The 21,725-nt window shown below is 48.6% G+C and carries 13 protein-coding genes; 1 reads left to right on the forward strand and 12 read right to left on the reverse strand.

Annotation, left to right across the window (positions count from 1 at the left end; genetic code table 11):
* The first annotated feature begins 182 nt into the window (after window positions 1-182).
* Entirely contained in the window at window positions 183-908 is a 726-nt protein-coding gene (locus MuYL_RS07695) for a hypothetical protein (protein WP_094569980.1), read from the forward strand.
* Window positions 909-1,001: 93 nt separating this feature from the next.
* On the opposite strand, the gene MuYL_RS07700 is transcribed toward MuYL_RS07695, so the two are convergent.
* The 12 genes from MuYL_RS07700 to MuYL_RS07755 all read right to left on the reverse strand — a co-directional run bounded on the left by MuYL_RS07700 (window position 1,002) and on the right by MuYL_RS07755 (window position 21,725).
* On the reverse strand, window positions 1,002-2,231 hold the full coding sequence (locus tag MuYL_RS07700) for a hypothetical protein (protein WP_094569981.1): 1,230 nt from the start codon (window positions 2,229-2,231) through the stop codon (window positions 1,002-1,004).
* 48 nt (window positions 2,232-2,279) lie between these two features.
* On the reverse strand, window positions 2,280-3,599 hold the full coding sequence (locus tag MuYL_RS07705) for a hypothetical protein (protein ID WP_094569982.1): 1,320 nt from the start codon (window positions 3,597-3,599) through the stop codon (window positions 2,280-2,282).
* Window positions 3,596-5,476 (reverse strand): glycosyltransferase family 2 protein, encoded by a 1,881-nt coding sequence (locus MuYL_RS07710; RefSeq protein ID WP_170309733.1) that lies wholly within the window; start codon window positions 5,474-5,476, stop codon window positions 3,596-3,598. Before MuYL_RS07710 ends, MuYL_RS07705 begins: the two co-directional genes overlap by 4 nt.
* Window positions 5,460-7,283 (reverse strand): FISUMP domain-containing protein, encoded by a 1,824-nt coding sequence (locus tag MuYL_RS07715; RefSeq protein ID WP_094569984.1) that lies wholly within the window; start codon window positions 7,281-7,283, stop codon window positions 5,460-5,462. Before MuYL_RS07715 ends, MuYL_RS07710 begins: the two co-directional genes overlap by 17 nt.
* A gap of 56 nt (window positions 7,284-7,339) precedes the next feature.
* Window positions 7,340-11,674 carry a hypothetical protein gene (locus MuYL_RS07720; RefSeq protein ID WP_094569985.1) on the reverse strand — a complete coding sequence of 1,445 codons (4,335 nt, stop codon included), beginning with the start codon at window positions 11,672-11,674 and terminating at the stop codon, window positions 7,340-7,342.
* A gap of 4 nt (window positions 11,675-11,678) precedes the next feature.
* Window positions 11,679-12,620, reverse strand: a complete 942-nt coding sequence (locus MuYL_RS07725) for a hypothetical protein (RefSeq protein ID WP_094569986.1) — start codon at window positions 12,618-12,620, stop codon at window positions 11,679-11,681.
* Window positions 12,621-12,622: 2 nt separating this feature from the next.
* Window positions 12,623-14,071 carry a hypothetical protein gene (locus tag MuYL_RS07730; protein ID WP_094569987.1) on the reverse strand — a complete coding sequence of 483 codons (1,449 nt, stop codon included), beginning with the start codon at window positions 14,069-14,071 and terminating at the stop codon, window positions 12,623-12,625.
* Window positions 14,072-14,098: 27 nt separating this feature from the next.
* A complete protein-coding gene (locus MuYL_RS07735; RefSeq protein ID WP_094569988.1) occupies window positions 14,099-17,329 on the reverse strand; it encodes a DUF6603 domain-containing protein in 3,231 nt (1,076 codons plus the stop codon).
* Window positions 17,330-17,341: 12 nt separating this feature from the next.
* Complete coding sequence (locus tag MuYL_RS07740; protein ID WP_094569989.1) at window positions 17,342-17,827, reverse strand: hypothetical protein; 486 nt, start codon at window positions 17,825-17,827, stop codon at window positions 17,342-17,344.
* Between the two features lie 23 nt (window positions 17,828-17,850).
* Entirely contained in the window at window positions 17,851-19,017 is a 1,167-nt protein-coding gene (locus tag MuYL_RS07745) for a hypothetical protein (protein WP_094569990.1), read from the reverse strand.
* Between the two features lie 12 nt (window positions 19,018-19,029).
* Complete coding sequence (locus MuYL_RS07750; RefSeq protein ID WP_094569991.1) at window positions 19,030-20,016, reverse strand: exonuclease/endonuclease/phosphatase family protein; 987 nt, start codon at window positions 20,014-20,016, stop codon at window positions 19,030-19,032.
* A 482-nt stretch (window positions 20,017-20,498) separates the two neighbouring features.
* Window positions 20,499-21,725: a dicarboxylate/amino acid:cation symporter gene (locus MuYL_RS07755; RefSeq protein ID WP_094569992.1), complete on the reverse strand. Its 1,227-nt coding sequence runs from the start codon at window positions 21,723-21,725 to the stop codon at window positions 20,499-20,501.

Raw genomic sequence — 21,725 nt, forward strand, 5'->3', positions numbered from 1 at the left:
CTCATATTATTTTGAGTGTTGAAAATTGATCTGGATGCGAAAGATACTGCCCGTAAATAAACTTTTTTAATTTGAAAGTCAACAATACGCTGATTATGGGGTTATAAAGGGCAATTGCCGGAACGTTCAGCAATATTTAATTAATTTGCCGGCTGAAAAGAAATATGCCCCTTCCGTTACTAATGAAAAAATTCATTCTTTCTTTCCTGTTTCTGGCACTTTTAGTATCCTGTACCTACGCTCAGGATAAAAAAGTAGCTGTTGTTACATTTTATGTGGCTAAACAAATTGAAGTACCCGGTTATGCGCCGGGCTCCATCGGCACAGCTATGGCGAAGCTCGCCGACGATCCGAAATTTGATATGGGGCCGTTGCTGAAAAATTTTCACGACCAGTTTTTTGAAAGTTATGCGGCCAGTTTTCCGTTTCGTATTTTACCCGAAGAAGAGGTGACCCGTAACGAAGCCTATAAAGATTTTGCGCCTGAAAATGCCGGATTTAACGATATCTTAAACGGTAACAGTTACCTGGCGGCCAAAGGCTATAAAGTGATCCTGCCTTTAAAAGGAGGTGCAAATGAGAAAAAATTACTGGCTCTGTTTGATCAGTGCGATGGCATTATGAAGGTTTATCTCAATTTCGACATGGAAGCGAAAAGCTTTGGTAACCTGTCCCTTGTGAAAATTAATGCGCACGCCAATATTGTTATCTTCAACAAAAATGGCGATAAAATATTTTCCTTAAAAAAGGATGCGATGTCAAAAAAATCAGGTGCCCGGGTTGCCGGGATCCCTTTTATGACGCCAGAAAAAATTCTGCCGCTTTGCGAAAGTGCTGCTGATGAGTTAATGTTAGCACTACAACAGGATCTTCCGAAAATGGCAAAAAAAGCGGACAGAAAGCTTTAGTTAGCTGTTCAATAAACTGCAACGCTACATTGTAAAATAATAAACCCCGCTTTACTTTATGTAAAGCAGGGCTGATTTGGAATATATATATGGTTAGAAAGGGCTGATAGAAATGGTAGCCGGGGTACCTGATTGGGTACTTGCATTACCATTATTTCCAATTGAGCCTGTTGCCCCCTTGCTGCCGCCGTTACCGCCGTCGCTGTGTTTACCGGAAGAACCTGCACTGCCCGCAACGCCGCCCGAGCCTGCCCCGCCACCTGTGCCATAGTTTCCCGGAGGCGCAACAAATGATGCCGAAGTAAATAAACCCGCGTAGGCTGAAGGCACATTTACTACAATGTTTCCTGATGCATTAGTCGCAGCGCCTGCGTTACCGCCCAGTCCGCCGGTGCCGCCAGAACCGCCATTGCCTGCGTTGCCGCCGTTTGTGCCGGTACATTCGCAATTGGCGCCATTAGCTCCGTTGCCGCCTGTTCCGCCCTGGCCACCCGTGCCGCCTACGCCGCCTGAGCCGCCCGTGCCTGATCTGGTCCAAATACTTATCTGCGGGTTATTACCCACGGTAACCGTGCCGTTAATGGTTATCGTAGCCTGGTAACTTGGCAGCCCGGTTCCGCCGGGGCCACCTGGCCCGCCTGTTCCGCCTGTACCGCCTGTGCCGCCGGGGCCACCTGCATCGCCTGGTTCAGAGCCCGATACCGTGCAGCTGGAGTTGGTGCCTACGGAGCCGGTTGCGCCAACAGAACCTCCGCTGCCGGTGCCGCCATAGGTGCCTGTCGCTCCAAAAATATTGATGTCGGCCAAATTTGTGCTGCCGCTGCTGCCTATGCGTACAAGGCCGTCGGTAATCAGGTTGAATGCGGTTTGATATACAGACAGGTAAGCGCCATCATTAATAGTTAATACGCCTATGTTTTGATTATTTCCCCATGGAGCCGGCTGTGTAGGGCTTATAATTGTTGGTCCTGTAAGGGTATAAGCCTGTGCTGAAGTAGTTTCCATTTGTATTGGAAATGATGGCGCTACCCGTTTCCGGTCGCTTGCAGCTAAAGGCGCATCCCCATAAAGAAATTCATTCACCCGGCGCAATGTCCCATAGGCTGATCCATCTGTTTCAGCATCGGTGAGCGGAATATTACCGAAAAGCTTTTCGGTAAGCGCAGGGCCATAATTAGGGTTAAAGATGCGGGTTACATCTCTAAGCTGATCTACGTCCTGTACTTTAGTTGTGCTGGTTACGGAAAGGCCCATATCCAGCAGCTCAAGCGAGTGGCCCAGCTGTTGAGCCCGCTCACGGAAAGAGGTTTGTGCAATTTTCATAATTATTGTTTTAAATGTTTAGTATTTTGTTTCAATTTTTCAGCGCCGCTAATCCCCCGGGTATGGAAAGTCATTGAGATATAAATTAGCGCCTGCGCGTGATCTGCCATGCTGCCCATCTTTGCCATTGGTACCGTCCATCCCGTTTTTGCCTGCTTTGCAATTCAGCGCTTCATCCCCCGGCGATGGCGCATTTCCGCTCATGCCCGCTATTCCTGCTTTGCCACCGTTTCCGCCAAGCCCGCCCAAAGAAGGGTACGACCGCATGGTGACATTTGAAATAGCCTCCTGCGGAATGCGGAGGTAGATGTTGGATGCGATGCCACCATGCCCTGCGTTGCCGGCATCGCCGCCGTTACCGGCATTTCCGCCGTCGCCTGCGTTGCCGCCGGATACTGTTTTAGTGAATGATTTTTGCCCCGGCATAGCATCGCCGCCATTACCCCCATTTCCACCGTTGCCGCCGTTGCCGCCATCGCCGCCATCGCCTGCCTGCGAAAAAACAACCAGTTTCCCGCTTAGGTTCCGGATCGTTATTTCAGCCAGTTTGCACATCCCGCCATTTCGTCCCTTAACACCGTTTGTTCCCGGTTGCCCTTCTTCGCCATTGGTGCCGCTTAGCCCGCCGGTATTTTCCTCATCCAAAAATATTTGCCCTAAAATGCTGTTTTGCATAGGCAGGGGTGTGCCGGCCGTGCCCGGGCGGCCCCATCTGCCGTCTATCCCGTGCGGGCCGTTATGCGGGCCATGCCCAAAATCAACCGAATAGGGAGTGGGCAAAACGCCTATTTGATAATTGTATGCCCATGAACTGTCGTGGCAGATAAGCTGCTGGCAGAGCATCGAAAATACGTTGCCCCTGATCACTACTTTTGCATCTTCTTCAAGCACCAGCGTACCAACGTTCAGCACGGTGTATAGCTCTTCCATTTCGTCTATCCCCCAAAATTCACCGGTTACGCTCACATCCCATGTTTCACCTTTGGGTACTATTTTATTTAACACCGAAATACCTTTTACCCTTACCGGGAAATGGCGGTTGATGCCTTTACTGTCCTTGTCCGAAACAGGTGCGTTTGCAAAAACAACAGCCTCGCCGCGGTCATGCTTGCCCTGGCCCAGCCTGCTGCGGTTTATTAACGACTCGTTAAAAAAAGTGGCGAGCCTTATCTCCCGCTGTTCGTCCGTGGCGCTGCTTAAAACTGCGCGGGCGGTTTCAAAGGTGTTAAGCTTAAAATAAGTAGTAATCTCTTCGTTGTTCATGAGCTTTTCTTTGCTATGGCTCATAAAACCCGCCCTGCTGATAAATTCATCCAGGTTACCTGCAGACAGTTGATGCTCAATTTTTTGTTGGATCTGTGCTATCATGAGTGTAATAATAAATTGTTTACCGGTTGATAATATTTAACCCTGCCAAATGGACGCATACTGCTAACCCAGTCGAAATTTTCCGTTTGTTTAACCATATCTTTATGGTGATGGCTCAGTAAATTAGCGGCGTTGTAGCTGTACAAAACCTTTTGATTAAAAAGTACGCGGTTAAAGCCAGCCATCTCAATTAGCGGGAACATGATAGCCGCATCAGCCGCAGAGTTAAGCCAGTCGCCATTTTTATCTTTAAAGCACGCCAGTTCGGGGTCCTGTTCTGCAATGCAGTGAAACAAACCGGCTCTGAAAGTTTTAATGTGTGATGTACGCCAGATGGTACGTAAAGTGCCAAAATCTTTTGGCGAGGCAAAGGGTGCCGAAATGCCTTTTGTGCCGTCACAAGCTTCGTATTGCCCGTACATTACCCAGCAGTCATGCTGCTGGTAACGATCGTTGATGTAACTCAAGGCTTCGGGGCAGGTCAGCAGGTCATCGCCGTCAAGGCAAACCACAATATCATCAGGCTCGCAATATTCAGTTATGGCATAGTTAAAATTGAACAGGCTCCCTTTCTGCATGGTATTACGGATGATGACAGAATCGAGGTTCTGCGGACAGGCAAACCCGCGGTTTTCATCGGTAGAGGCATCGTCAATAAATATCACCCGGAAACAATCATAGTCTTGCATTTGCAGGCTCTTAACACAATTATTTAAAAAGACCGATGCGTTATAAAATGGAACTATAACTACAATTTTATTGTGCTGCCCGCTTGTTTGTATACCACTCCCTTTAAGTAAGTTATAAGCCATACTACGGGCATTAATGGCATGTTCATATACGTCGGCAGGTAATTCTTCCCGGCGTAAAATCAGGTTTGCACCTTCTATTGCTTCTGATACACGGCCGCAGGCCAGGGCGCAGGTAATATGCTCCAAAAGCAACAGGTGTGTGTAAACAGGTTTCTCAATAAACAGCTTTTCATTTTCGGGGTATTGCACACCCTGCAGCGCAACTGCCGAATAAAGGTATCCCTGGTAAAATTGCGAGGTTTCCCGGTAATGTTTAGCAATGGCGTACACCGGCTCAAGGCGGATAGGGCGTTCGTCAAACGCTGCCTGGTAAGCCCCCATTATTTCGGGCCAGGGTAAATTTAGCTGGCGCTTCATTTCGGCAGCCTGGTACATAGCGTACCATCTTTCCTCGGCCCAGCTCCCGGCTTCCATTCGTTTTTGATACCAGTGCAGCGCTTCTGCCCATTTACCCGTGTCTTTGTATGACTGCGCCAGGTAAAACATATACCGGGCGTTTCCGGGTTCAGCTTCCAGGGCTTCGGTTAACAACTTTATATCACGTTCAAATTTATCAAGCCGGCTGCCACCATCACCAAAATGGGTCAGCGTTACCTGTGGTAAAAATGCCCAGCTGGAGGCAGTTTCTGCGTGAATAAATTCGTGGGTTACACCCTCGTAATTCCAGTTGTGCCGGTTGCTGATCAGCATAGGCTGGGTATAATCCAGGCTGCCTTCGTAGCGGATCTCGTAAAAGTCAAGCGCCAGTGTTTCTTTAAAAGGTGCCTTCACGTTCAGGATCATATCCGCGTCCATTATCAAAATATAGTCGCCTTTACCCTCCGCAAGGCGGATAACTTCGGCCCTGTTATGGCCAAAATTTTCCCATTGCGTATGATGCAGTTTACCGTTTATCCCCGTCAGGCACTCCTCTATTATCTGGGGTGTGCCATCTGTCGAGCCCGTGTCGCAAATCACCCAGTGGTCAATATGCGGCAATGCCGATTCAAGCGCACGGCGGATCACCTGCGACTCATTCTTCACCATCATGCAAAGACACAGCGTTGGTTTATGAGTTTTGAACATAGCGTGCTGATAAGTAGTAAGCCGGAGGAAAAGATCCTGTAGCATTCACAGAACTCATTGCAGAATAAAACTGGGCCCTGATATTGTTCCCTGTGCCACCGTCCTGTGTTGATGCCCAGTAATAGCCGGTGGCGGCCAGGTTGTTAAAGTTAAGCTGGTTATCGGCATAGCCGCCCAGCTGCGCATTAAAATTGGTAGTACCACCGGTAATAAGGCTTTGGTAGGCATTTGCGCCCAGTAAGTTAAATAAATTTTGCCAGTCGGTTTGTGTTGGCAGGCGCCACCCGTCGGGCGCATTGGCCTGCGCGGTAGCCTCGTTGTACAAGAGGCCGTACTGAACCCGGTTGCCGCCATTGTTATTGTATGAAACGCAACCAGCGCCCGAATCGTAATTGTAATTGGCCGCCAGCCAGTTTTGGTTATTGATAAATACTACGGGATAGGTTTGGCCCGCCGGGTCGGTAAAAAAGTTTGCCGAAATAAACACCGTAAATTGCATAGCGTTAAGGTAGCCTCCGTTATTGTCAAAGGCTTGAAGCGTGATAAATACCGGTGTGTTTTGCGATATTTCGATAGGGATCACCAACGCGTAGCTATCGTAATTCAATGGGCTCATGTTAGCGCTGTAATAATTCTTGGCCATTAACTGCACACCCGGCACGTTACAGATCATGTTGATATTATCTACATAAAACATTGACCATCGCAACGGGATCGAGATATTGTTTTGCGGGCCCGTAAGGGGTATGATGGAGCCAGCCGTACTGAAAAAATTCAGCAGTCCGCGGGTAGGCGGCGGGTCTTGTTTTATTATATCAATCACATATACCGTCGTGTTATAATTAGTGGTGCTGTTAGCCTGAAAGTTGGTGAACTGCACATACATTTGCGTATGCCCGGTGGGCGTAAATGAGGCAATATTGCTAAAGGCGAACGTAACGTTGGCATTAGCTCCGGTGCCAATTATATCCTGGTTGGTAGGGTTGGGGTACAACTGCCATACGGGACTGTTTGACTGACCGGTATCTACCGGGTTCTGGTACCCCCAATCCTGGTTTGTTGATAAGCTTGCACTGATCAGCCAGGCAGAGCCCAATGAACTTGCCTGGCCCTTGGTATCAGGTGCCAGTGCGCCGGCAGTGTTGCCATACACAAAGCTAACATTCACAATAGGGTTGCCCGTCCACATCTTTGAATCATCATACAAAGGGGTAGTACCGGTATTTTTTAAATTAAGATAGATGGTGTTGTTAAGCGGATCAGAAGCAACTGATACAAAAACAGAACCCTGGTTGTCAAGGTTTAATTGCATTACCGTAGTGATATCCTTATTGGTTATCACTACAGGGTTGTTTAACGATAGATTTTGAGATACGGAGGCCTGCACATTGATGCCTTCCAGGTTATTGAGGTTGATTTGGATGGTATCCATTGTACTGGTGCCGTTTGATATTGCGCCGGTAATATCAAACGTAAAACTGGAGGTACTTGCCCATGTAATAGCCGTGCCGGTAAACGTAAGCATCAGGCTGTTGTCGGTCTGGTTATAAGCCCAGCCCCAGCCCGTCTGCGATAAATTAGCTATAGCCATTTGCTGAACCTCGGCGGGAGTGAAAAAAGAAGGCATGAATATTTCCATGGTGGATGCATTTGTCCCTGGCTGCACCTGGATATCACCGCCCGTTGCATTGTTAATCACAATATTCAATGTAGCGCTTGTGCCGATGAAAACCACCGGTTGGTTACTATCAGCAGGATTTAATGCGCTGAAAGGCATATAATCTACAGACGATTGTGTATTGGCCATCTTTTGTAAGTGTTTAGGTTTTTTAAATAATTCCTTTGTCTTTGATGTCTTAATAATTAGCTGTTACCGCCTGTACCATCAGGATTAAGCGCCAGCCAGCCTTCCAGCAGCCTTTGTGGCGAATAGCCGTAGGCCGGTGCCTGGTTTGCAGCGTTAGCCGCCAGTGGAGTGACAGCCGAAGCTCCCGGCGTTATCCACGACCATGAATAGCCGTTCTCGGCAGGCAATGGCACTACCAGGCCTGATGACATTTGCAGCATTGGCCTGGTGGTGAAATTTACCGCCAGGTTGTTCATAATTGAAGCGTACTGATCAGCCGGGATGCCCAGTTCACTTACCCCAAGCACACCCGTGGTGGCATGTACTGCGGCGCGCGGGTCTATCAGCATAGTAATGCTTACAGGCGTTTCATTAAGGGTTAGCTGCAATGTAGTGGCCGTTGGCTGTTCAACACCGTTTGTCCACCCTGATTTTGCTGCCGGGGTATAAAAACTCTGTCCCGAATAGGGGTTGCTGCCGGTACCTTCAAAAAGGAAGCCTACCAGTCCGTCATCTAAATTGGCAAGGTCGCCCAGCCTTACCGGGAATTGTACGCTGCCCAGGTTTGCGCTGCTGTAAGGCATACGGTCGGTATAGTTGTACCGGGCATTGTTCACATCCTGCGGAAACGGACTGCTTGCGCCTGTATCTGCCTGGCTCAGCGGCAGCAGGTTACCCAGGGTTTCCATTCCAATTATCGACCGTGTAAGGGCCAGCGGGCTACCGATTAGTACAGATAGCGAAACATCCTGCGCAAAATTTGATGGGCTGATAAAATTTGCAGCATTTTGAATCGCCGTCATCATATCTTCCAGAAAAGCTGCGGGCTGGCTGTTAATATACCACATGTAGTTAGCCAAATGCTCATTTACGGTGGGGCTTCCCGGTTCGCCTATATCTGCCGCCAGTGAATTGGTAGGGTTGGCCAGGTTACCGGCACGGGTACGGTAAACTGTTACCGGGTTATTTACGTGCTCAATGCCAAAGGTGCCTATTGCGGTTCCGTTAAAATCATAAAAGAAAAGATCGTTATCCAGGTGGTTGGGAATTACCCACCCGCAAACCGGCGAGGTGGAAGGATGGCTGTTCATTTCCACAAAGTCTGCAGTTACGCCCGGTACCAAACTGTTATGCTGGGCCGATAGCCATTTAAACCAAAGGCGGGTAGGGGTTTCAATGCGCGGGGCCAGGTATATTTTGCCCTGGTTGGCGGTGTCTGTAACCTGCGGACTCATGGCATACGAGGTAATGCAGCTCAGCATTCCCGGAACATTGCCGCTGGTAAGGTCCATCCGTTGTCCGAAAACGTCAACAAGTTCAATGCTTATGATATCCATAAATCCGGCACGCAGCGGCCCAAAATTACCCTGCGCTTTTAGTTGCGATGAGATTGGCTCAAGGCTGCTGAAGGCATCATCGTACCAGTTGTCGTTAAGGGTGGCCTTAGCTGCCGCTGCTACTTTTGAAGTAATGCTGTCTTTTGCGCCTGCAACCAGGTTTTCTACCGCAATTTGCGGAATAAAGGTTGCCAGTATCTGGTTAATGTTAAAGCTGCTTAATCCCTGCGAAAGTATTTTCCTGTTGCTGTAAAGGGCCGAGATTTGCTGCAGGGCTGCCTTATCGGGGCTGTTAGGGTTATTGTTGATAAAATTGGTGATCTGGTATGACAGCACATTGGTTGCCCCAGTGCGCATGGTGGCGTCATCGCTGTAATCAACAGCATCAGGCGAAGTAAAATCAACTGCGGTGCTGCCGTTCATGTTATACAGGTAGTCAACCCCGTCGGCATCCAGCGAAAAGAAATCAGTTAAGTTGGTGGGCGAATATACCTGGTTTGCATTGTCGCCCTCCCAAAGCAAAGGGTTAAGCGATACGTTCCAGATCATAAAGATAGGCAGGAACGGGTCAACCCTGGTGCTTGTAAATTCGGGATACAGTAGCTGGGTGTTCCAGCCAATATTGTCAGGCACCCAACCATCGTTTGCTGCGTTGGTGAATGTAACCTGAAGTGCCTGCGGGGCTGTCACCGCTATGTTTACATTCGAGGCCCGGGTATAACCGGTTGCATACACCGTGGCAAATAAACTGGCGGCAGGCGGCGCCGGAATGCCTCCCGGGTTAGGGGTAATATCCAGCGGGCTCAATCCACCCTGTGCATACATCAGTGAAGTAGTAAAATCTCCGGCAGAAGCAACTGCGGGGTTATTGCTGCCGCCTTTTGCGGCCAGTGCGGTTGTAACAAAAGGAGCCAGCATCGGGGTTATCAGAAATGCTTCGCCGATGAGGGTTTGTACGTCCGGTTGCAGGGGAGCAGGCATATTGGTAGTCAGCACCGGCACATTTGCCAGGTCGGTGGCGTTTACGGTAAAGCTGGCTGCGCTGTAACTGAACTGCAGCTGCGACAGCAGTTCCTGGCTTAGCCGGGCGTAGGTAGTATCGCCGTCGCCGTTCCTTTGCGGTGGTTCAATCATATCGCCTTCCATCAGTACAACAGGTTCTTGCGGAAGGTAAAAATCAGGCGCCTTGCCGCATTGCAGCACCACGTTGGCTTTTGGATTAGCATTATTGTACTGAACTACCGCACTAAGCACAGTTTGGTAGCTGGTCCATACCGCATAGGCCAGGCTGCTTGTGCTTATAGTGCTACCTGGCTGCATAATGCCGTTAACGGCCTGGCTCACATCATCTAAAGTATATTGCAGCAGCCCAACGGAGTTGCCGTAGTTAACAACAGCGTTAAGTTCGCCGCCTGATGAGGTCCATATAAAGCTTGACATGGCCGATGAGCTGATATAGCTTTCCGTGGTTTCGCCCATGTAAAGCTTAACATACCGTATCCAGTCCATAAATAGCTGCTTCCGCATAATGCTTAGTCCGCCGCGTCCCATGTCGTAGTCTTTCTGTGCCTTGTTCAGTAAGTATAGCTGTTCGGCCAGCTCAAGTGGCAGTGTTATCTCTTCATCCTGTGCCGAGGTACTGTCCTTTTCGCTCATGTCAGCTATCATCCAAACATAACCGCCCGCCAGTGACGAAAATCCGTTTTGGTGAAGCGCCTCTTCCAGTTCTATCAGTTTATTGGGCGTCTTCTCAATGTCGTTCAGCAGGCCCAGTTGCAGCGCATCCAGTAATAGTTCATAATTGTCGGTTATGTCAGGGTCATTGGTGGTTTGCCCCATATCATATTTAAGCAGGGCCGAAAGTGCTTCTTCCGTTGAATTACCGATAGCAACTTCCGTTGGTGCCGACCATACCGAGGGGTTGCTGTCGCCTGACGAAAGAAAATAGGTAGTGCCCAGGTTGGCATTCATGTTCCACACCACTTCCTGCACCGTGCCGGCGCAAAGCGTTTGGGTGGGCACATTTAATGTTTCTACCTGGTAATCATTACCCAGCGTGTATGAAATATCGGCCAGGTTAAAGGTCCACTTTAAATCCTGAGTGGTGATGGTATTAAAAAAATCAACAGGGGTTAGTACAGGGTCGGTGTTGTTTGCGGTACAATTTGAAACATATTGGTTGTACTGTGTGGTAACTTGTGCAGTAATGCTTGCCAAAGGATCGGCAGACGGATCATCCAGCCAGCCGATAACCTGGTAGGTTGCCTTGAATTGTATGGGCGATTGCTCGGTAGTAATGGCAGTGTAAACATCGCTTACATCGCTAAAATTATCCCAAAAGCCAAATACACTGCAGCACTCCGGGTAATAAGAACTAAAATAAGCGCCAACAAAGCCGATAGAGGTAAGGTAAAGCTGCTGCCCATCAATACCATTGTAATAAGGCAGGTAGCTTGATGCAGGCTCTGTTGCGGGGTTCCAGCTGGCAAAATCAACCACGCGGCCCATATACATATAAGGTTGTTGCCCCGGTGATGGTGTGGCGGGCAGGGGTACGGTAACAGCGGGGCGGCTATCAGGTTTGGTGCTGCTGATATAGTCGCTTTCCACTACCCAGCTTTTGCTGGTTACGGCGTCATAGGCCGAGGTTTGCTGATTGTAAATGCTCAGGTACCGGGTAACCAGCCAGCGGTTGGGGGCGTTTGGAAACACAAAGGCCGAACTTTCGTCTGTCTGGCTTCCCTTTTTAAAATAATCGGGCAGCTCCCAGTGTAAATGGATGCCGGTACCTAATTGGTTTAAAGGGCTGTATAACGGGTTGCCGCCCGGAGCGGTGCCAAGCTGGCGGAATATTTTATCGCCGGTACTGGCGCTTTTTGAATAACTCCCAGTGCCATCATTCCACGGCATTTTTTCAAACATCGTTGTTTTGCCCTGGAAATTACCAACAACCTTATTATTGTCGTTTTGATTTACGCGTGCTGCAGCTACATTTAACGGAACAATTGCATTCATATCCTTACGTTGTTTTAAAGAAACTTACCATACCAACCCCTTCTGTCATTTCAAAACCCATTTCGGCCGAATCGATAGTTTTAACTGAATTTACAGTCGCTATCGTTGACGCCAGTGTAGTCATATCAATTACCCGGGTATTATTCGGGCGAAAACTGGTACTTATATCTGTGTGTGTAACATCGGGGCTCATGGTAACGCTTTGTATAGTGGTTCCTGTAGGCCCTGTTGTTGTGTTTACTGTAAATGTGTGCAGGTTTTTTACTGCCATAGCAGGCTTTTGATTTACCGTGCAGTTATCATTATAGCAATCAATACCGTAATGCAGGCCCTGCGGCGCTTCATGGATATCCACGCGATAGGCATCGCCCGAGATCAGGCAGATCATGGTGTCTGAATTGGCAGCCAGTTTCTCCAGGCGTAAAAGGTCAAGCATTTTAGGCGTAGGGTCATCGGGCGTGCCGCCTAAAGGGTAAACATTAACACCTAAGCCGGGGTAGTCCTGCACCACCTTTGAACGCAGTAAAAAACCTGAAATAACAGTTGGTGGGGGCGGTGTATCTGTGCCGAGGATGGTTGACCTGATGTTTGATTTAAATGCGTTTACCTTAGCCATGCTTCCCGGTGCAAGAGCCGTATCCAGGTTTAGCGAAGCGTTTTCAGTATCGGCTGTAAGGTTGCGGCCTATGCTGAATGCCCCGTCAGTAAGTGCCGAGATCCAATTGGGATCCAGGTAAAAAAAACGGATTGATTCCAGGGGAAGCATTCTTTCATCGGGTACCAGGTAATTAAACGGAACGCCGCTCAATAATGCCAGTTTGCTTAGCCAGGCAGCCAGGTTATCAGGTATAATCGGATCAATTATGGTGTTAAGTATTGCCGATGGCTGTGAAAAAACTGCTACCCGGTTTTGTTGCAGGCTGCTTCTTGATAAACTATTTTTCATGGTCAGTCTTTTTTAAGGGTTAAGGCAACCTGGCTAAAAAGTGATCTTGGCTGAAAGCCCACTTCAGCCATTCGCTCAACAGATGGCGCAGTAACGCCCAGTGCGTTGTCAAAAAGGCCATTTTCAATATTATTATTCACCTGTGCATCCAGTGTTTTTTTCCAGTTATATAAGCCGGTCGAAAAAGCTACGTCCTGCAGGGCTACCATTCGTCCTATGGTCCATGCTGCGGAATAGGAGGTGTCCAGCATGCCCGTGGTAGGGTCAAATATGGTGGCGGCATCTGGCGAGGGAACCGGCAAGGTTATTGTTGACGATGGGATGGAATATGGAACAAGCGGCCCCCGGTACCAGGATACATTATTTTCGGCGGTGCGCATGGTTTCGTTCAGCGGTACATAGCCCATGTCCAATGCGCCCTCTACAACGGTGTTACTGCCGTGGTAAGGAATCCTGATATTGGTGTTTGAAGCCGGTGCCCCTCTTGGAACACAGCCATTCAGGCTTTCCAGCTGGTGAACAAATGTGGCACTCTCGCCGGTGCTGAAAAACGTCCAGTTTTTTAAAATAGCCAGGCGCAAAAGTGCGGTGCCCGGGTAAGTTGTGTTAACAGGCGGAAGCCCGCATGTTTGGGGCAAAAAGTCCTGCAACTCTTCCAGCGATACTAAAAAGGCAAAGCACTTTTTTTGGGTATTAGGCAGGCGGTTACCAAAAACAATAGAAAATGATCCGGTGGCTTCGCCAACTATACTCGATCCGCTGGTTGGCTGGTTTACCAGACTAACCACCCGGCCATGGGCAAGTAATGACATATCCGCAAGTGACGGTGCCAGCGACCAGAAAAGGCTCAGCGGCACATCAATGGTTTGGATGCTGTCTGTTGTATTTTGTCCCGGCTCAAGGCCTGAAAGGTCGGTAGCTGAATTAAAATAAGAATAATTGCTTCCAAGCGTGCTTGCTGCCACTACCGACGGTGGGTAGAGGTCCCCTATAGTACAGTTATTGGGGCTTGTTTGCAGGTTGGGGAAGGCCGCAATATCGTCTTCGTCAAGCAGCATCACCCAAAGCCAGGTGGGTACATCGCTATCAACATCGCTGCCCGGCTGCGGCGGCGTATAGGGTTCGTCAAGGTTCGGGTACCTGATCCATGGGAAGGTCTGCTGTGAAAAAACCACATGCGGCAGCACATTTGAATACTCGCCCGATGCGTTATTGGCCGGGAATGTTGAATTAAGCGTAGCCGGGTTTGATATGCTGAACCTGTCGCCGGTAACGGCAAAAGTATAACTGTTGGTATAGGCATCGCCGCTTACGGGGGTAATACCATCGCTTTCAAAAATCTGCTGGTCTATCTGCAGCTTATATTCACCGGCATCAAGCCCCGGCAGGTAGTGCTGTACGAATGAAACTTGTTCATTCAGCAGGTATTGTTCGTTATCGTTGTTAGCCATCTTGTTAAATTATTTATAGCAGCTTTATTAAGCCGCGGTTAAGTCACCCAAAATTTCAACTACCGGCCAGTCTGTCAGGGCTTCTGTTGTTCCCATTATGGTTAAGGTTACCTGTGCAGCTGTGTAAGTATGGAAGCCGTTGGCTGCAATATCATCAAGAATAGGGTTGCGCCTGCCTGCCACCTGCGAGTCAATCAGCGACGAAAGAATATAATCGCTGTTGGTAAGCTGCTGCGAAACGCCGCCGGTTATTGTGATCGAAAGGTCTTCTGTTGATTTATCAAATGATGAAGTAACGGTAAACTGGTCATCGGGCTGCGCCGAGGTATAGCTAAAATCGGTTTGCTCGCCTGCCGTAAACAATAAGTCTATCAGCGGTACATTATTTACCGTATCCGGGTTGCGCGGCAGCGGGATGATCTGGAAGCCCAGCAATGTGGCAGGCAGCAGCGCAGGCGTATTGGCATCCTTGGCTGCTGTAGGGTCGCCCCATAAGGCGGTATTGCTGCTGCCCAGTACAGGTTCAATGCTTACCGCGGTAAGGTAGTCGCTAAACTGGCCCTTACTATCACTATCGGTACGTTTAAGCAGCGTAATGGTATGGTGCGATTTTACGTTGGCCAGTTTCATCGGCTTCACGTTCAAAGTAGGGTTCCATACCTGTGTGGGCGAATATTTTACGGTTCCGGCAGCAAGCTGCAGATAAGGTTCGGTGCTTACGTCAACATCGGGCAGGTTGTATTGGGTTGGGTCATTACTAAGTGCGGTGGTTGTGCCTGCTGCAATAGTCCAGTTTGCATAATTTGAAGGCACAGTTGATGAAGTGATAATCACAAAATTGCTTGGGTCAACAATCCAGTCCCAGTTTTCCCCGTCTTCGCTCACCACATTGGTTGCGGTAAGCCCGGTGGCAACCGATGCGCTTACGTTTGCTGTGGTTGTGGTATCCCCGGCTGCAGCCTCAGGCGCAGCGGCAAACATCATCATCTTTTGCTGCTGTTGCGGCGGGGTTGAGCTGGTTGGCGGCGGCAGGAAGTTCAATTCAATGTTTTGCCAGGTAACAGGTGCCGGTGCAACAGCGTCAGATCCGAAGCCGATGGTAAAACTTACCACATCAAGGTCAACATGCGCCACCCCGCCAAACGGAGTGCCCCAGATCTGTACATCGGCCCCTACATGAATGTTCAGCGTAAACAAGCCAAGGTTGATTGAACAGCCAATGTTAACATAGGCATCCGCCTCGTACATGAACGGCGCCCAGCTGATCATGAAATCGGCCCCGGCGCTAAACCATGCCTTAATTGGCCCGGCGGTAAAAGTGGCAGCCAGTTGCAAGCCTGCCATAAACATGGATGGGGTAAGCGCAAGATAGGCTGAACCTGCAAATTGCAGCGGGCCCAGATTAGCAGTTACCTGCACTCTTGGTACAGCAGGGTACCATGCGGGTTTGGTGTACGATGGGAAGTAACCACCCAGGGTAACCACGAAGTCGCCGCGGTGTTCGCCCGAGAACCATAAACAGAACGCGAATCCGCCGCTTAGTTTTATAAACGACCCGAATACATACGAAGCAGGGGTAAGGGCCCCCATAATGCCCATTTGCCCGGTAGATGGGGTAATAGATGCCACCAGGTTTACCTGGATGCTGGCTAAAGGGTAAGGGTCGCCCTGCGGAAGGACGATAGAGCAGCTGCCAATCAGGGCCACCTGCATTTCAACGCCGAACGAGAAGGTGAGCATGGCAAAGGCCGTCACCATATCAAATGAAGTGAACTGGATGCCGGCGGCTACCCAATATTCACCGGGTTCATTTATAATTACACTGCCATTTACCAATTGTGTAATAACGCCTGTTAGCGCATCCTGTGCCGAACCCTGGGGAGGCGCGTTGTTGGGCAGCAATAAATAGGTTGGCAGCGTTTCCATAGTTGGCAACACCAGGCCATAATTAACACCGAAGCCAAAAGCAAGGCCCGTTACATATAAAAACGGCAGCCCGCCAAGCGGAACATCAAGGTTTGCATATAGGAAAAACGCAGCCGGGGCATTGTTCTGAGCCGGCGAGTATCCCCCGATAGCCTTAAACCCAAACGGGCCAACCTGCACTATCACTTCGCCAAAGTAGTTGGTAAAACCACCGGCCTGGGCCTTTAAAAAGGCACCGCCTATGGTTAGGCCCGGCTCCTGGAACTCCATGCCAAGGCCATCAATACTAAAGCTTAGCTGGTCGCCTGCGGGCATACCCGGCAGCGGTAGCGGGAAGGTAATGGCAAGGCCCTGCACATCAAGCGAAAAGCCGCCCATGGCCAGCCCTGCCGACAGGCCGAAAGTGGCTTCGCCGCCGCTATAGTTCAACCCTATTTTTTGAAAACTTACGGGGCCAAATGTTTTGTTAACGTTTATCCAGTGGATAGGGCTTGATGGCGGGCTGGTATTAACCTTAGCCCCGCTTTGATAATAGGAGGCAGGTGTATTGGCGGGCGTGGCTGAAGGCAACGACATAGGCAGCGCGAAATTGTTTTCTGGCTGCGTTGAGCCTTCTTTCATTAGCCCTGCTGTAAATGAAAATCCCTTTTGCGCCAGCGAAAACGTGGTTTGGCCGCCCTGGTTGCTGATGGCATAGCTACTTTTATCTCTTGCATCGGGCGCATTGGTGCGGGTAAACAGCGGGTTTGCCGATGTATCCACCTTGGGGATGTTAAAATTAACCGGTTTGCCGTTTGCCTGCGGATCTGTGTTGGTGTAGGAAAAACCAAGATGCTTTAAAGTATATTCATTAAAACCCGGAATGCTGCCCACCAGCGGCAGGTTGGCAAATTTTAAATCGGTATCAACCGATCCGCCCACAACATAAGGATTGCCAGTTGCAGGTGCAGGGCTGGAGATAATGGTATCTGCGTAAAACGTAAAGGTAAAATCCTGTGTATCGGTGCCGTTTTTATAAACCAGGTCGAATTTTGCTGAAACCCCAAGCTCTGTTGTTGCCGCGCCGGTTGTTGGCGATGTGTAAATAACCTGCCCGGCCACATAATCAATGATCGCCTCCAGGTTAAGTTCCGGCGGCAGCTGCACATCTACCCCAAAATCCGAACCAACCATGCTGATGAACGAGCCTATATCTATTGTCGCTGTTTGCATACAACCGTTAAAGGTATATACCGTTTGCGCAGCGCTGGTGGCCAGTTCTGCCGATAGCGAAACGGGAACAGAACCTATCTCCAGGTTCAGGCCGAGCGTTATATCTACTTCTGTTGACATATACTGTAGTGTTTAGGTAGATGATTTGGTTGTGGCTGAAAATGCTATTGATAAACTCTGGATATTGAGCCAGCTTGCCAGCTGCGAAGGCAGCGGGATAAGCCCGGTTGACGGATCGGAACCTTCCACATCAAGGTTAAATGAAAAAAGAAACTCGCTGGTGCTTGAGTTTATTGAAAATTCATAAACGTTTATCATGGTTTGGTTGGTGGAGTTGAAGTTGCCTGGTGTAAGCGAGGGGAACGCCTGGGTTATCAGCGCCATATCAGGGCTGCTTGAAAGGTCGGCTGCGCCAAGCTCTGTTTCAATAAAGCTGATCACGTCTCCGAGGTAAACCGTAACCGGCGGATCAGATGGCTGCCTGTCCAGCTTAAAAATAAAGCCGTTCTGTACGCCGTTGCTCGACTGGTCGTCGCCAATCGCAATTTCTGATGCAAGCGGCACCGTTTGCTCGCCAATAAGCAGTTTTGCTTTAAAACCGAAGGCTGTACTACTCATAATTTATCGGTATAAGTAAATGGTTATGAACTGTATGATACTGAAATACTAAATTCTTCTAGCGTAAAGTTTTCAAAAAGGCCAAACTGTCCGCTCATGGTTATATCGGTACTAAATGCCACTATAGTCCCGGTGGTTACGTCGGCATCTGCATAAAAATCAAAGCTTTCAACAGTAATTGTGTCGCCTATCCCGGTATCTGTTCCCGGCCCCAGCAGGTCCTGGATCATCAGTGATACCGGCTTTGATGAAGGGTTTTCAAATTCTCCGGATACTGTAAAATCAGGGGTGTCCGGCGGGTTGGGAAAGCCCATGTTAAAATCAAATTCAAAGTCGGGGTTGGCTGTGTCGCCCGGTGTGGCATAATTGCAAAGCACTATAGCGCCTTCAAGGCCCCACGTGGTAACAGGTTTGGTGGTAACGCTGCTTACGTTTACCCATACGGCAAGCGGGTTCATGTAAAGTGCCTTTTCGTATAATGGTATATTAACTATGCCAATGCTAACAGACACCCCGCTTACCGATAAAGATATACCGGATGCTGTGCTGACATAAAAGGTAAGGCCCAGCGAAAGCAGGTTGAGCGATGTTCCTGAATTATAATAGGGGCCCAGTTGCGTTGACGGAAAACTTTCACTGAACCCGCTTTGCCCCGGGATCAGGAAATCCAGATCGCTCAGGCCAATCCCTACATTGGTGAATTCTGCCTGTACGGTAAAGAAACCGTCAGACATCGGGATCTGCGCTGTCAATACCCCCGTACCGCTGCCAATAGCTATGGTAATGTTTAAATCGATCTCATCTGTAGTGGGTGAGTCATCAGCCGTTAAACTTGCCGGTGTAACATTTTCTATGGTTACACTTACATTTTTACAAATGCTGCCCCCTATAATAGGAATAATAGCCGCAATAGCGCTTGTTAACGCTGTGTCATTGGTGGATGTTAATGATACGCTCAGGGTGCTGTTTGCTTCGGTTACCGCTCCCGTCATCGGGATGGTGGTTAGACCTGTCATAATGCTCAATACATTCATTGCGGCACCGGTAGCGGCAAGGTCCAGACTGGCGTTAAAGGTAGTGCCACTAACAGGCGTAGTACCCGTTATATCAAAAACCAGCAGGCTAAGTATGCTATTTTGAAGTGCCGGGTAGGTGCTTCCATATTGATCTGTAAATTTCCAGTTTGCCATATCTTTATTTTTTTACCATTCCATTGCAACAGGTAAATGATCGCTTACCTTGTTATAAGCGTTTAATACGCCGGTAAGATTTGCATATACTATAGGGACTACATTCATATTCCGGGCACCACCAATAGTATCCACAACCAGCTGATGTACATTTGCAACCGGAATCGGATCGTTGTAGATGATGTTATCGTAGGCATCGCTGAGGTAATTAGCAGGCGGTGCATAGGCGTTTGCCACTTTGGTGCGCACACTTGATAGGGTACCATTGGGTATTTGCGTGGTGAAACCGGCAAGCCCCGTAAATGGTGAAACCGCCGCCCCGCCGCCATTTGTATAGGTTGAACCCGGGTTACAGTTAAAATCGCCCATAAAAAAAGTGTTCGCCAGGGCCGCAGGCGCAGTAGTAGGTAACAGGCGGCAATAATCAATTGGCGGGCGGTATTTGAGCGCGGCACCACCCTTGGGTGGTGGCGCATGAAGCCCTACCACCTGGAAAACTGCATTGTTTGCAATAATGCGAAACTGTGCACCAAAAGGCGAGCGCGGATTGATCCAGTTATTATTGGTTGTGTTTCTAAACGCATTAGTGGCTACCAACGCAAGGCTTACCGTATTAAAAATAATACCGACGGTTTCGTTGCGCCCTATCACCAGGGGTACGGCATAATTATATTGGTATGGCGGGTTTGGGTTGCCCGGATAACGAAGCCCTACTAAAGTATTTAACGCAGCAGTTACCGCGTTTAATGCGGGCAGGCAGTTACCACTTACAGCCCTTCCTTTTTGGCTTCCCCCGGTTTTTAGCTCAATCATTACAAAAACATCTGCAGGATTGGTTGACAGGTTAGGAATGGCGTTCCATCGGTTTGTGCCCATAACCAGGCCAACCATATAATCCAGCACATTATTCCCTAATCCGTAGGCATTAAAAGTGGGAGAAAATGCGTTGCCCAACTTATTCAGGCTGATGTTTCTGAGGTTCCACGAAACTATTTTCAAAGCCGTAATTATTAAAAAATTGAATAATTATTAAAAAAAAGGCACAAAAAGTTCACTATGAACTGATGTTCAGCTAATGCACATCCCGGGAGGGAATCTTAAACACAAATTATATCCAATAACACACTAGTGCATTCAATAGCGTTTGTGTTTTAATTTAACTGTAGTTGTTGTTGTGGTTAATATTTGTCATAACGTTTAGGATTTGATATCAATTTTCGGGATAATTATCCTAAAATCCAAATTAAATTAACCAATGTTTTAAAATTATTTTAGTAATAAGAAAAGGTTATTTATTTTAACTTGAAGTGTAAAAAATATAGTTATTGGAGAGTTTTGGCTGCCTGTTTGGGACAAAGTACTTTCACCAATATCCAGGATTTCTTTAGTCCTGCAGGCTTTACCGGATTTGTAAAAATAACTTTTAAATGATACGCTGATTTCCCTGAATAAAATGCATTAAAAAGATGTAACAGCTCTTTTTAATTGTCTATGTTTTCAACGAGCTTTCCTTCAACAAACCTATTGATCATCATAGCCGCAACGGTATCGCCGGTAGCATTAAGCAATGTGGCAACCGGATCAATTAATGTGCCGATAATTATTGCTGGGGGCAGCGCTTCGGGTGGAAAACCGTAAGCGGATATAAACAATATTTCACCAACGTAACCACCATTAGGGATGCCGCCTTCCACAATGCTTACCAGCACAGTCATGCCCAGTGCCAGTAAAATTACTTCCGGGCTATCAAAGCTCCTGCCAAACATGGCAAACACCACTGTGAATTTTAAAATGGATGATACGCCTGAACCCTCTTTATGTAAGGTGCCCCCCAGCGGAATAGCAATGCCCGCAATAAGACTGGAAACGCCCATTTTTTTCGCAGCATCCAGATTGGCCGGGATAGTGGCAATACTGCTGCAGGTGCCCACAGCCGTTGCCGACGGGATAATGTTGTTTTTCCAATAGCGCCTTATCCCGTTCACGCCACCGGCTATAAACGCGTAAAGGCTGAAAATTACCAGGTAATAAAAAATACTTACACCATAGCCAATACCCAGGGTGTGCGCGTAGGTGCCAAACAGTGAAGGGCCGAACACCGCTACCTGGTAGGCAAAATAAGCGCCTAACCCTATGGGGGCGGGCTTCATAATAAGGATGAAAACCTGTTTAAAAACCTCGTTCCCGGCGTTTAAAAACCCGGCGAATGTTTTTCCTTTTTCACCGGCGCGCAGGGTTCCAAACCCCACCAGAAGGGCGAAAATTATCATGGCCAGCATGTTTTTGCGGGAAAGGAGTTCAAAAAACTCACCGGTGGTGAAAAGTTGGGTAACCTGATCGCCTGATAGTTGCTTGCTTCCGGTGTAGGCTGCTTTGGCAGCGGCGGGGTCAACCTGCTGGTGTACGGGAAAGATCCAAACCGCAGCAATGGTCACCAGCGCTGCAATGAGCACCGTAACCAGGAAAGTGGCTGCCATTATGCCCATTATACGGCCCAGCTTTTGCGTTCCATGCAGGTTTGCAATAGCTGATGACAGTGCAAAGAAAACCAGCGGAATAACAGCAACAAAAAGCAGGTTCAAAAAAATATCGCCAACCGGCTTTACAATTTCTGCCTGTTTGCCAAATATCACTCCTGCTAAGCTGCCGGCTGTAATGCCGGCAATCAGCCAGATCATCCCGCTATAATTTTTAATCCAGTTGTTCAT

The organism is Mucilaginibacter xinganensis (genome assembly GCF_002257585.1).
In the GTDB taxonomy this organism is placed as follows: Bacteria; Bacteroidota; Bacteroidia; order Sphingobacteriales; family Sphingobacteriaceae; genus Mucilaginibacter; species Mucilaginibacter xinganensis.